The organism is Ensifer adhaerens, from assembly GCF_013283195.1.
Lineage (GTDB): Bacteria > Pseudomonadota > Alphaproteobacteria > Rhizobiales > Rhizobiaceae > Ensifer > Ensifer adhaerens_G.
The window spans coordinates 1-14783 of the sequence record NZ_JABEKT010000010.1 but is presented as its reverse complement, the minus strand read 5'-3'; the positions used below and the strand labels follow the sequence as shown (position 1 = coordinate 14783).

The 14783-nt window shown below is 62.3% G+C and carries 2 protein-coding genes; one reads left to right on the top strand and one right to left on the bottom strand.

From position 1 onward, the window contains the following. On the bottom strand, window positions 1-11498 hold an 11498-nt coding region (locus LPJGGPFB_RS32765), incomplete at its 3' end, for a peroxidase family protein (RefSeq protein WP_173424093.1). A gap of 682 nt (window positions 11499-12180) precedes the next feature. Here LPJGGPFB_RS32765 and LPJGGPFB_RS32760 point away from each other — a divergent pair. After that, window positions 12181-14505, top strand: a complete 2325-nt coding sequence (locus LPJGGPFB_RS32760) for a multicopper oxidase family protein (protein WP_173424092.1) — start codon at window positions 12181-12183, stop codon at window positions 14503-14505. The last annotated feature ends 278 nt before the right edge of the window (window positions 14506-14783 follow it).

Below are 14783 nucleotides of genomic sequence, written 5' to 3'. Positions count from 1 at the left end.
ACATGCTTTTCGGCAAGGCCGCCGACCCAGAGATCGACGCGGTCGATGCCCTTGACGATGCCGGTGCCATTGGCCTGCATCGCCACCTGGATACCCGGGTTGATCGACTGGAACGCGGCGATATCGCCGGGCTGCAGCACGAGATCCGGATAGGCCTGGCGGAACTGGTCGATCACCACCTGGCTGAGGCCGTTGCGGGCCTGGAAATCCTCCCAGGACGTGTAGGCAGACATGTCGCCGGCAAAGCCGCGTGCTTCCGAGACGTAAGGATCCTGGGAGGCCGCCAGATCCATGCGGACCTGGTTGAGCGTTCCGAGCCCGACATCCCATCCGCGCGCCACATTGAAGGCGAACAGATCGGCATTGATGCGAACGAGGTCGTTACGAACAGCGTCGACGATGTTGAAGTCCACCTCTTCGGCCTGCTGGGTGATGATCCCGCCGAGAATGGAGTTGACGCCGAGCTGTTCGTAGCCCGGTTGCGGCACATATCCCGGAGGCAAGGGACCGGTGAACACGCCGGCCTCATTGCTCGGGTTCAGGAAGGCATCGAACAGAGCCACCTGCTTGGGCTGCCCGTCGGTGCCGATGACGGTCATGGTCTGGCCGATCAACGAATGTCCGACGCGATAGACCGCCGCTGCGAACTCATGCGAGATGCTGGCCGATGCATCCGGGTTGTATTCGTCGAAGCCGTGGGTGCCGTCACCACGCATGCCGCCGAGCAGCATGTCGGCGAACTCGTTGAAGACCACCCGCTGGTATTCGGCCTCGTTGATCATCTTGGCCGCCTGGAACAGCTCTTCCGCCGTTCCCTGGAAGCCGGCCGCCTCCAGACCTTCCACATGGAAGTTATGGTTGCGGGCCCAGATGGTGTGCATCGAGGTCAGCGCGAAGTTCTCGTTGCCGCGCCCGTCGCCGACCACATAGTGATCGAGCAACTTGATGAAGGGGTTGGTGTCGAGAAGCAGCGCATGGGTGCTGCCCATGAAGTTGGACGTCATGGCCGGAAGCATCGCTTCGTTGATGACACCGTTGTCGACCAGCCCGGCAAAGTAGGTCCTGAATGCCACCTGCCCGCCCGGCAACGAGGCCGAGTGGAAGAGCGTGTTGTTCTGCCAGTGGTGCAGGATCAGTTCACGCAGCGTCGGCAGCAGATTGAAGTTGCTGTTCGACGGATCCGTCGCGCCCTGAAGCAGATGCGAGCCGAGACCGCCCGAACCGTTGCCTTCCCGCAGGAACTGGCCGACCAGCTCGTTGGAACCATAGGCCTGGTTCTGGTCAGCGAAGGGCGAGGTCTTGTTCAGGTGCTGCGGTACGCCGTCGACGATCGAGTTCACCGTCCCGCGGGTCAGATCGGCCGGGTTGCCCGATCCCGGTGCGCCGTTGCCCGGTGCGCCGATGCGGATCGTGCCGTTGCCACCCTTGCCGAGGAAGTCGAGCCCGTGGTCGAAGTACTGGCCGAACGCCATGAAGAAGATGTTGGCGTCCTTATCGTTCTTCGGCAGGTCGAGTTCCTGACTGCCGAGGATGTTGCTGATGTTGCGCGGGTCGAGCCCCGAGAAGATCGGATTGACGTTGTTGTTGCCGGTCGTCGGGTCGTAGGCGCCGTAATGCGCATCGGTGATGCGGATGAAAGGTTCGTCAGCCGCACCGAACGCGGGATGGGCGGCATTGTTGCCGTGGCCGGACAGGTCACGCACCCCCGGAACGGAGTCGTCGTTGCCAGGAATCTCCTGGCCTCTGACCAGGTTCAACAGCCCCGAAACGTCGCGATCAGTCAGCGCAAACGCACCGGTGATACCATCGCCGTCGTTACCGCCACCTCCACCACCGTCGGCACCTCCGTCGTTACCGCCACTTCCGCCGCCCCCGTTGCCGGACTGCACAAACGTTGGCGAGGCCCCGTTAGGCAGAGTCGGGAACGTGATCGTATGGTTACCGTTCGACAGGATCGTCGTGCCGTTGGCGAGATTCGAGCGCGTGTAATTGGCAAGCGTCGAACCGGGCGCCAACTCGATGACATCCTGTGGCCGCAGCGTACCGATGATGGTGTCATGGCCACCCATCGACTTGAAGACGATGCGGTGCGCCGAGGTCAGTGTCGAGATATCGACCGTATCGTTACCCGTCGAACCATCGATCGTGATGGTGTTGGTGAACAATGTGGTCGCCGCGAAATTGCCGATGACCTGGAAGGAATCGATACCACCGCCACCGGTGATCTGGATCTCCTCGATATTGGCAAGTTCCGCGACAACCGCGGCACCGCGCGTGATCACGATCTCGGTGGCTGCCGCGACCGTGATGCCGGCCGCGATTGCATCGGCCCGGGCATAGACCCGGAAGGCCTCGGCGTTCGCGTTGCCCACGATCCGAACGGTGTCGGTGTCGCGGCCGCCATCGATGATGTCACGCCCTTCGGTGGAGCCGACGATGATCAGATCATCGCCGCGATCGCCAAGGATCGTGTCGTTGCCCGCACCGCCATTGAGAATGTCGTCGCCACGGCCGCCGTCGATCGTGTCGTTGCCGGCCCCGCCATTGAGGATGTCGTTGTCGCGATCGCCGAGAATGGTGTCGTCGCCATCGCCACCATCGACAGTGTCGGCCCCGCGGCCTGCGTCGATCGTGTCACTGCCGCCAAGGCCGGTGATGGTGTCGTCGCCACGGTCGCCCGTGATCGTATCGGCTCCCGCCGTGCCCACAAGAACATCGGCGGCACGGGTGCCAACGATGGTGGTTGGCGGCACCGGTGGAATGTTGGTGCCGACGGTTGCCGTCGGAAGCGAGAACACCTCCTCAAGCACGCCGTGGGCATCCTGATAAACCATGCGCAGCCTGATCGGCAGTCCGTTCTCCGCGTCGGTGATCGTGAAGCTCGGGCCATGCGCGCGCTCCACTTCGCCGGCTCCGAAGGTTTCGATGTCTGCGAAACCGGTGCCGTCATCGACCTGCCAGAAATAGGAGACCGGGAATGCCGGGACGACTCCGCCCGGATTGTCCGCATCGGTCAGGCCGGCCATGCTTACTGTCAGCACATCGCCGATCTGGATGCCGTTGGCGGGCGTGTTGTCAACGAGAACAGGCCTGCCCAGGGGCTGGTTGTTCCCGGCGCCGAGCACGACGGCCTGATCGCCGAATTCCAGCCGCTCGATGTTGCGGAGCGTGTCCGTCCCATCCGTCCCGACATTGTCCCTGACCGTCAAGGAGCCGTCAGCGTTGGTCGTGACGGTGTAGTTCGCGCGCGGGCCAGAGAACTTGGCCGTGTCGAAATCGGCGGTCGCCGATGTCAGGATCTCGCGCACGATCCGGAGCTGGCCCGGATTGTAGGTGCCGTTCAGCATGAACGGGACCATCGGTTCCATGCTATCGAACGAAGCGATTTCATCGCCCGTGCCGTCAATGTTTGCCCGCACGCTGATGCGCACGTTCAGCCAGCGATCGCCATCAATGATGTCGTTGCCGCCGCGGCCCTGGATGATATCGCTGCCGGCCCCCCCGAGGATGATGTTGCCACCATCGAAGAAGGTCGCGCCGGCAGGAAGCAGCGCCCGCAAACCGGCGATCAGGTCGATATTGGTCAGCACACTGCCCGTGGCGCCTGCGGTGCCAAGCGTCGTGGCATCGGAATCGTCGCCATTGAGGACATCGCCGAAGCGCGAGCCGGAAAGGCCTTCGACGAAATCGAAGCGGCTGAGCGAGGTCGACCCACCCGGAACCGGCGGTTGATCGAAGAAGCGATCGGAGATGTCGATGTAGACGCCGGCGTTGTTGTATTTGTACATCGCCCAATCGTAGCCGGAGCCGCCGATGTAGCGATCGCCGAAGCCGGTCTTGCCGGCCATGATGTCGTCGCCGCCTTCGCCGTTGAACTTGTCGTTCTCGCCGTCGCCGATGAAGACGTCGTTGCCGATGATCGGGTCATTGCCGAGCGGATCGAAATTGTCTCCAGGGGCGCCGTCGGAGGTGCCCTTCTCGATCCAGTCGTCGCCCTCGTTGCCCATATCCTGTTCGTTGGCCTTGCTGCCCAGGATGAAGTCGTTGCCCTGGCCGCCAATGGCCTCCGATGCGTCTTCGCCGGTGACGATGAAATCGCTGCCGAAGCCGCCGATGATCAGGTTGATGCCGTTGCCGCCATGGAGGACGTCGTTGCCGTCGCCACCCTGGATGTTGTCGTCGCCACCCGTGTCGGTGATGATGTCGTCGCCGGTGCCGCCACGCAGCTGGTCGTTGCCATAGCCGCCGTCGATGCGGTCGTTGCCGGCATCACCCCAGACGGTATCGTCGCCTTCGCTCGAGATCAGGATGTCATTGCCGGCAGTACCGCCGAGAACGACATGCTCGTCACCGGTGTAGCGGAGATAGTTGCTGTCAGGTCCGGCAGTATCCGGGTTGTCGCGGATGACGAGCGGCAGCAGCGGATCGCCGTTGGTCGGGTCGTCGTTGCCGTTGACGCCAAGCCCGGTGTGCTGCGCCGCCTGGTTTACTTCGAGCGTGAAGCCGGGGGTCGTGAAGACGACACCGGGCAGATGCGTCGCATTCGAGTTCGCCATGATCAGCTTGGCGAAGGAATTGCTCTCGAGTTCAGCATTGAAGCTGAGACCTGCGGTGCGCTCGAGATAGTAGAAGCGGTCACCATCCTGCAGCTTTTCGAGCTGATTCTCGAAAATGAAGTTGAAGGTGGAGCCCAGCATGCCGCCAAACGGCATCTTCTCCTCGGCGAGACCGCCGATCCACAGATCGATGGCATCGACGCCAGTGATGGTCACGCCGTTGGCGCCGCTCACCCAGTCTCCCGTACCGTTCAGGAAGTCGAGGCGGTCGGCCGGTGCACCGTCTCCGCCAAGGACCAGCGCCATGGCCGCAGCACGCTTGGCCGCCAGTGTCGTGGCGCCCGTGATCGTGGAATGCGTGCCGTAAGCGGCAATGAAGTTGATCAGCGAATCCGGGTGTTTCAGGCTCTGAACCAGGTCCGCCCAACTGGTGTAGGGCTTGAGCAGGACTTCGCCGGTCGACGTGTAGATCTGCCGACGGACCTCGTTCAGCGATGGAATGCCGGTGTCACGACCGCGCGCGAGGTTGATCGCGGGAAGGTCGAGCGGCAGGCCGAGCAGGTTGTTGCGCAACGCCTCGGTGACGAACTCGTCGATCTCGTTGCCGGCCTGGCGGGTCACGCCGCGCACGATCGCGCTGACTGCCTCTTCCGGATCGGCGCCGCTGGCAGCAAAGGCAAGCGGGTTCAGGAAGGCAGCGATCAGCCCCAACTGTTGATCGGGATTGCCGGGGTCGGACGCGACGACACCGAAGTCGGCCGTGAAGCGGTCGACCGTTTCGGTCAGCATCGAATGGCCGAAGCGATAGACGGTGTGCGCGAACTCCGCGACGATCGAGGCATCGAGGTCGACGTCATAGACCTGTGTCGGTGCGAAGAAGAGATCGACATTGGGCTGGATGGTCCGGGCGAACTCCTCGAAGACCAGATGCTGATATTGCATCTCGGTACCGAATTTCGCGGTCTGGAACAGGCGCTCGCCATTCCATTGCAGAGCCGCAATCTCTTCGGGTGTCGTCGGGAATGTGGCCGGTCCGGTGTCTTCAATCAGCCATTCCTTGAGGAAGGCGAGATCGCCCGAGCTCAGCACCGTGTTCTTGGCCTGCTCGACCAGCCGGTTATGCTCGGAATGGAAGATCGCGTGGACCGCGGTGAGGCCGATATTCTCGTTCACGCGGCCGTCGCCGGCGATGTAGTGCGCGTCGAGAAGCTCGTTGTCATAGGCCAGATTGTTGCCTCCCGGTCCGACGGGAACGGCATTTCCGGTCTCCGTATCGCCATCGGGCGCAAGCACACCGGCGTTGAACACCGGTACGGCATTGTGCGCGATGTCGTTGAGGAAGGCATGGCCGGTGCGCACCGCGTTCGCGAGGCTGATCGGAGCTGCCGGATTGCCTTCGACAAGCGTGGTGACGTCGTCAGCGTTGCCGGCAATGCCATCCGGCCCATTGTTGACCCGCATCACAACCTGCGGGAAGCCATTCGGCCCCTTGATGAAATTGCCGTAGGCGTCGGTGGCCAGCAGCGGGACGTTGTCGAAATCGGCGTCGGTGAGGTTGATGCCAAGAATGTCGCGCGCCTGGGCCTTCACCACTTTCCAGGTCGCCATTCCACCGATTTCGGTGTCGTCAGCGGTTCCGAACGTCCCGTCGGCGCCGAGGTCCCGATTGGTGATCAGCCGGCCCGTCGCAACCGGATCACCGGCGGCGTTGAGCTGATAGCCACGCAGGAAGACCTGGTGCGAGGGATGCGAGGAATAGGTCTGGTTCTGGTCGACGAAAGGCGTGGTCGTGTTGGTATGCTCGTGAATGTCGTCGGCTGTCCCGACAACCCCGTCTGGACCTGGCTGGTTGGTCGCCCGGGTCAGGATCATGAAGTTAGTCGGGCTACCGGGAACAAAGAGCGGGTCATCCTGCTGGAGCGGGATGAACACCGTGCCGGAGCCGCCCTTGGTCACGAGATCGAGACCGTGGTCGAAGAACTGGCCGAAGAAGGTCATCCAGGCGTTGAACGGCGCGGACAGGCCTGCATCCGGCGCGATGTTCGGGATTTCGAAGACCTGCTTGTCGTCGCCCGTGCCGAACTGACCGTCGAGACCTGGGCTGGTGACGACCGTCAGGCCGAGCCCCTCGGCAACCGTGTTGAAATTGGTTTGCGCCGCCGCAATCGCCGCCGGATCACCGCCGGCTTTCGCCTGGGTAAGCGCCTGGAAGGCGACCGTGACCGCTGCGGAATCCGCCGCAATATTCTCCGATCCGGCATTGCGCAGCGCCGCTGCGATGGCGGCAGGGTTGTTCATGGTCTGGTCGACGATCAGGTTGCTGATCGTGCGCGGCTGCGAGTCGATCACCAGTCCGCTCGTCTGCTGGTAGGTGGTGCCCCCTTCTGCGGGCTTGAACACCGGTGTCGTGACACGCGGGAAGACGTTGTCGGCCGCGCCGAAGGTCTCGCTCTGGGCGTTATTGAGCAGGTTGTTGCCGGAACCATCGACGGTACGCAGGCCCAGCGGCACACGCGCGTTTGGCAGCAGAGAGGTCAGCGGCGTACCATCGGCATTCGCCTCGGCGATCTTGATCTGGTCGAGGATGAAGTTGAGATCCGAGCGCACCAGCATGATGCCCTCGCCGCCCGCCGTTGCATCGACGACCGGGATGGGCGCGACTGGCGGGGGAACCGGGGCTCCCGCGGCGACCGCCACAGTCGGAGCCGAGAACACTGTCTCGGTGACGCCATGGCCATCGGTAAAGATCGCCTTCACGCGCAGAGCCGTTCCAACGAGATCGGGGGTCACCCGGAAGGTGGTGCCATCGGCGCTTTGGAAAGCGAGATCCCCGAGCGGGAGCAGGATGATATCTTCGAAGATGCCTGAGCCTGGGTCCGCCTCGAACTGCCAGTGATAGGAGATCGAGCCGGGTATAATGCCGTTGACCGCACCGGGACCGGTGTTAGCGTCGGTTACCCCCGCAATCGAGACACGCAGCAGCTGCCCTGAGGTCGGCGTATTGTCGGCCGCGCTCGTTGTCGCGTCGAGAATGGCGAGCTGGCCGGTCGGGTTGACATTGAGGCCCACGCCGTTGGGAAGCGTCAGGCTCTGATTGGCAAATTGCAGCCGCTCGACATTGACGAGGGTGTCGGTGCCGTCCGTGCCGACATTGTCGGTGACGGTGGTGATGCCATTGACCGTCGTGACCGTGTAGTCGGCAATGTTGCCGGAGAAGATCGCCGTATCGAAGGCGTTGTCATCGTCTCTGAGCTCGCGAACGGCCACGAGCTGGCCGGGATTCCAGACCCCGTTCAGCATGTTCTGCAGCAGTTGCGGCGCCACCATGCTGTCGAAGGTGGCGATTTCCGCGCCGGTTCCATCGACGTTGGCACGCACGCTGATGCGCACGTTCAGCCAACGGTCGCCGTCGATCAGATCGTCGCCGCCACGACCCTCGAGCAGGTCACTGCCGGCGCCGCCGAGCATGATGTTGCCGGTGGCAAAGCCGGCGGTCGAGAGGCCCGCCTGGGCCAGGAGTGCACCCAGCCCGTTGATCAGGGCGACATTGGTCAATGCGCCCCCCGTGGCGCCGCCATGGTTGAGGATCGTGACCGCGTCTACGTTGTCGCCGCGAAGGATGTCGGCAAAGCGCGAGCCGGAAAGGCCCTCGACCTCGGCAAAGCGGTCGAGGATCGATGCCGGGGAAGCAGCCACGGGCTGGACGACGCCGGTATTGGCCGCAGGCGTCTCGCCATGCGGCTGGGCCAGCGCGGCCAGCGTCAGGTCGACCGTGACGCCCTGCCTGTCGTTTCTGTAGGTGACCCAGTCGAAGCCGGACATGCCGTCCATCTTGTCCTGGGCATCGCTGCCGACGAAGATGTCGTCGCCGCCCTCGCCGATGAACTCGTCGAAGCCGCCGCCACCGATGAAGATGTCGTTGCCGATGACGTTGTCGGCCAAAAGGGGCGCGAAGTTATCGCCAGGGGCGCCGTCCTGGGTGCCCTTCTCGATCCAGTCGTCGCCTTCGTTGCCGGTCGGCGGCAGGCTGGTCTTGGCGCTGTAGATGAAGTCGTCACCACGTCCACCGAAGGTGGTCGAGATGTCCTCCATGGTGACGATAAAGTCCTTGCCGTCACCGCCGAGAATGAGGTTCCCGGCGCCGCCCACCATCATGTTGCCGGCGTGGATGACGTCGTTGCCGGCGCCGCCCTCGAGGCGGTCGTCGCCGCCGAGATCCTCGATGATGTCGTCTCCGTCACCGCCCAGGATCGTGTCGTTGCCGTAGCCGCCTTCCAGTCGGTCGTTGCCGGCGTCGCCGTAGAGGGTGTCGTCGCCGTCGCCGGAGATGATGATGTCGTTGCCCGCCGTGCCACCGAGAACGACATGGTCCTCGCCGGTGTACTTGAGGTAGTTGGTGTCCGCGCCCGCCGTCGCCGGATTGTCACGGATGACGAGCGGAAGGATTTCGACGCCGTTGATCATGATGCCGCCCGTCGGGTCGGCGCGGCCATCGGCACCAAGCCCTGTATGTTGCCGGGTCGGGTCGACTTCGAGCGTGAAGGTCGGCGTCGTGAAGATCGCGTTCGGCAGATGCGTCGCGTCGCTGTTGAGCATCACGAGCTTGGCGAAGGAGTTGTTCTCGAGTTCGGCGGCGAAATTCATGCCGGCCGTGCGCGACAGGTAGTAGAAGCGGTCGCCGTTCTGCAGCGATTCAAGCTGGGTCTCGAAGACGAAATTGAAGGTCGAGCCGAGCATGCCGCCAAACGGCATCTTCTCTTCCGCAAGGCCGCCGATCCAGAAATCGACGTCGTTGAGCCCGCCAAGCGAGCCGCCGGCAAACTCGCCGGTCGCGTTCAGGAAGTCGAGACGGTCTGCGGGCGCATTAACGCCATCCAGCACCAGCAAGGTCGCGGCCGCACGCTTGTCGGCCAGCGTCGTCGCGCTCGTGATCGACTCATGTGTGCCATAGGCCGCGATGAAATTGATAAGCGATTCCGCGTGCTTGAGATGACCGGCGAAATCGGCCCAACTGGTATAGGGCTTGAGCTGGCTGTCGCCGGTCATCGCGAAGAATTCGGTCCGCGCGTTGTTGAGCGAGGGAATGCCGGTGTCACGGCCGCGGGCGATATTCAGCGCCGGCAGGTCGAGCGGCAGTCCGAGCAGGTTGTTGCGCAGTGCTTCGGTGACGAACTCGTCGATTTCGTTGCCAACCTGGCGGGTGACGCCGCGCACGATCGCGCCGGTCGCCTGTTCTGGCGTAAGCCCGCTTGCGGCATAGGCAAGCGGATTGAGGAAGGCCGCGATGAGGCCGAGCTGCGGGTCGCCTCCGACGGTATTGAAGTTCGGGTCAAAGCGGTCGACCGTCTCGACCAGCATCGAATGGCCGAAGCGGTAAACCGTATGCGCGAACTCGGCGAGGATAGCCGGATTGATCGTCGTATCGTAGCCGTTGGGCGCCAGGAATTCATCGACCTGAGGCTGGACCGTGCGAGCGAACTCTTCGAACACCAGATGCTGATACTGCATCTCCGTGCCGAACTTCGCAGACTGGAACAGGCGTTCGCCATTCCAATCGAGTGCGTCGATCTGTGCCTGCGTCAGCGGAAATGTCGTGTTGGCTGCAAGCGGGGTGTCGAGCCATTGGTTGAGGAAGGCGACATCGCCCGTCGCCAGCGCAACGTCCTTGGTCTCTTGCACCAGCCGATTGTGCTCCGAATGGAACACGGCGTGCACGGCGGTAAGGCCGATATTCTCGTTCACGCGGCCGTCGCCAGCGATGTAGTGGGCGTCGAGAAGCTCGTCGTCGTACTGGCCGGCCGCAACCGGACCGGTGTTGATGACGTTGTCGGCATCGGCAGTCTTGCCCGTTGGATCGGCACTGTGCGCGATGTCGTTCAGGAAGGCATGTCCGGTGCGGGCAGCACCTGCGAGACTGATCGGCGCGGCCGGATTACCCTCGGTGAAGGTGTTGTCCTGCATCATCACCAGGGGGAAGCCATTGGGCCCCTTGATGAAATTGCCATAGGCATCGACGGCCAGGACCGGCACGTTGCCGACGTCGGCATCGGTAAGATCAATGCCGAGGATGTCGCGGGCCTGTGCCTTGACCACGGCCCAGGTCGCCATGCCACCAATTGGCACATCGTCACCGGTGCCGAACAGGCCATCAGCGCCGAGATTGCGGTTGGTGATCAATTCACCGGTCGCCACCGGATCGTCATTGGCATTCAGTTCATAGGCACGCAGGAAGACCTGATGCGAGGCATTTGAGGCGTAGGTCTGGCTCTGGTCGACGAAGGGCGAGGTCGTGTTGGTCGCGGCCTCTCCCCCCGCAGCGCGCTGCAGGACCATGAAGTTCAGGGCGCCAGGCGCCGTGCTGAACAGTGGGTCATCGGGCTGCAGTGGAATGAAGACGGTTTCGGTCTGGCTCTGGCTCTTGGTCACCAGATCGAGACCATGGTCGAAGAACTGTCCGAAGAAGGTCATCCAGGAGTTGAACGGCGCCGACAGGCCCACATCAGGAGTGACGTTCGGGATGAAGTTGACCGGAACGTCGTCGGCTGTGCCGAACACGCCGTCCAGCCCGGGGCTGATGACGGTGCTTGACCCCGGGTTCTGGGCGGCCGCGGCCTGAGCTGCCGGGTTGCCGTCCGTCTGATCGACGATCAGGTTGCTGATCGTGCGTGGCTGGGAGTCCACGACCCCCGCCCCCGGCGTCGCATAGGTGGTGCCCGCCTCCGCGGGTCGAAACGATGGGTCGGTAAGGCGCGGAAACGCCAGGTCAGCAGCCCCGAATTCCGGGTGGGCCAGATTGTTGAACGAGCCGTCGACGGTCCGCAGGCCGAATGGCACCTGGGCGCTTGGCAAGATGTCAGTAAGGTTCTCGCCCCGAGCATTCCGCTCGGCAATTATGATTTGCTGCAGGATGAATTCCAGGTCCGAGCGAATATACTGTACCATGCCACCCTCCCAAAGATTGCGTTCACCTTGGACAAAGCTTCGCCGCCGCACCAAACGAAGTGCGTTACCGGCGGAACACGCCGTCGAAGCTATGGCCGAGACAGTTGGTGGCCCTCCACGGACCAATTATCGCGGATTATGCAAGCTCGTGCGTCTGAAGGCGAGGGTCTTAGGTCTAGCGATTGCAGAGACTAAGGTCCACGTTTGGATCCCTTTGGTGCCACAAGGGCCCTCATTCGAGCGCCGAAAGACCCAGGCTGGCACAGCTTGGTCGCATGAGCCTTGGCGGGAAAGCGGCCTTCGAACTCGAAATCTGAGTTGTCGCCAGTCAGCTGAAACTGAAGTTCACGGCATTGAATGCTTGGTCTTCATTGAAGGTTGGGCATGGCGCGATTGCTCACTCTGGCGACGAAAGCATCAAGCCTTCGCAAGAAGCGCGCATTACAAACCGAGATGCAATAATAAATTGCAGCACTAAGCTCAAGGAAACTGTAAAATCATAACAGAAACCTTCACTTGAGAGCGACAAGAACTATGCATTGCAGAACTTATCGAGAGTTAACCCAGAATAGTTACAAAAACCAAGACCTGATCTAAGCATTGTGACTTCAAGTCTTTAGGCGTATTTTCAGACATATTCAGATCGGAGGACCATGCACTACATTTTATAGGGGCGGATTAAATGTACATCTCCAACGATGCGTCGCGGGCGCGACAAAGAGAAGCGCAGCTCGCACGGGAAAACCGTGCCGAGATTGCAAGAGCGATCAACCAGGAACAGGTGACACGTCGCGAGCTGTTGCGATGGGGCATCTTCACCGCGAGCGGAATGCTCGCGATGAAAAACGGGCTTAGTCCCTTTGCGAAGAGCGCCTATGCGGCGATCCCCACCGGGGTGCCGCGCACACCGCTTTTCGGCGTCAAGAAGTTCTCACAACCCATGCACCGTCTGCACCTGCTCAGTCCGGTTGCGATGACGCGCACTGCAGAGGGTCATGCGGCGTTTCCAGCGCATCTGGCTGAACGGCCGGCGAAGCGCTTGTCCTATCACACCGACTTTTCGGCCGATCCGACAAACAGGCAATTCATCAATCCGAGGACCAATCGTGGCCCGATCGAAGGGCGCCCACCGGGAGAGATCTTCGCGCATCAGCGCTGGGACGAGTTCTTCCCCAAAGTGGGTTACATCATGAGGCTCGGCGAAATTACCCAGGCCGGCAACGGCGGATACTTCCACGAACACTTCCCGGTGCAGCAGCCAGACAGCGTCTGGTGCTATGGTAGCGGCAGGGCCGGCGAATGCAGCCTGCCACCGTTCCTGATCAAGGGTCGCTACGGCGAACCCATCATGACGCGGATCTACAATGACCTGCCCGTCAACCGGGCACAGAACAACGGCTTCGGCCGCAACGAGACCCAGCTTCACTTCCACAATGCGCACAATGGCGCGGAAAGCGACGGCGCGGCGAATGTGCACCACTTCCCAGGCACGTTCTACGATTACCGCTGGAGCACCACGCTTGCCCGACGCGACAAGATCAACACCCAGGCCACCGATCGGCGGGCGTCAGGCCCGGATGACAGCACCGGCCTCGTGAACGTCGCAGGCGACTTCCGCGAACTGCAGGGAACGTTGTGGGCGCATGACCACCGTTTCTTCTTCACGGCGGAAAACGTCTACAAGGGCAATCTTGGTTCCATCAACTATTACAGCGGCCCTGACCGCGGCAACGAAGAGCTTGCGGATGGCGTCAATCTGCGGCTGCCCAGCGGCAAGCTTCTCGGTTGGGGCAACATCGACTTCGATGTCAACCTGACCTTTTCCGATTGCGCGTGCGACGCGTCGGGCCAACTCTTCTTCGATATTTTCGATACGGACGGGATGCTCGGCGACGTGCCGCTGGTCAATTTCGGCTATGCGCCATTCTTCGAAGTCCTGCCGCGAAAATATCGCTTCCGCATCCTCAACGCCTGCATGTCGCGGTTCCTGAAGCTTGCGCTGGCGGATGCCAAAGGCAATCCCGTGCCGATCAAGTTCATCGCCAATGATGGGAACCTCGTCGTCACGCCCCTCACCCTGACCTCCCTGCCAATGCAGGGGATCGCCGAGCGCTACGATATCGTCGTCGACTTTTCCGGTTTCCGGGTGGGCGACAAGATACAAGTCGTCAATCAGGTCCGCCATGAGACTGGGCGCGGCCCCAAGGAAGAACTCAGCCTGGCCAAGGCGATCAAGGGCGACACCAGGGATCCGCTCGTCGGGCCGATGCTTGAGTTTCGGGTGGTCGGTGCCGTCGAAAGCGTCGATGTGCCCGGCGTCATCCACCGTGCCACCGACCCGGACGTCAGCCGCGTTCAGCCCAAACTCACCGAACAGATACCGATCGTTGCACCGGTACGCACCAGGCTCGTCGAGTTCGGCAGATCAGGAGATGGCGATTCCCGCGGGCCTGACGGCTGTACGCCGGATTGCGGCGAAACCGTCGATTTCCCCTGGACCATTCGCATCAATGGCGAAACGGCGCATTCCATGAATGCCAATAGGATTTCCCTGCTGATCCCGAAGGCCGGTGAAGTCGAGCATTGGACCTATCGGAACGGCGGCGGCGGCTGGGATCACCCGATCCACCTCCACTTCGAGGAGGGCATCACCATGTCGCGCACGGGAACGACGCTCCCGGCGACCGAGACCCTCCAGCGCAAGGACGTCTGGCGGCTGGGCGAAAGCGGCAGCGTCACCTTCCAGGTGCAATTTGGTGAGTTCGGCGGCGCCTATGTCAACCATTGCCACAACACCGTGCATGAGGACTTTGCGATGCTGGCACGCATCCAGTTGCTGACCGGTGTCGCTGGCTCACCTCAGGCCGCGGTGACCCCGACCCCCAATCCCACCCCGGACGGCGTCGTTTTCACCACCCCGGAGATCCTGCCGGAAGGTGCGCCCAAAGGCTGGAAGGACAGCCAGCCGACGCAGGCAGCGCAGCTCGCAGGTGTGGTTACGCCTTGAAGGGTTGACCGCACCGAAACTCGGTCAACCACAAGGCATTCGGTCCCGATGCAGGAACTTGGCGCGCGTTCCGCGCCGGCCTGCCCGTTGTTTGGAGATCCATATGAAACGATGGTTGGCCGCCGTCGCGGCGATAACTGCGATCCTTCTGTTCAGTCCAGGCGGACCGGAGGCCAAGAGCTCGCGTTGGGGAAAGGACTATTTCCCCAATGTCGACGTCGTCACTCAGAATGGCGAAAGGGTTCGCTTCTATGACGACCTGATCAAGGACAGGATCG

What these genes read in the sequence shown, in the direction of transcription:
- LPJGGPFB_RS32760 (WP_173424092.1), top strand. Translation starts at nt 12,181, where the DNA reads ATGTACATCTCCAACGATGCGTCGCGGGCGCGACAAAGAGAAGCGCAG.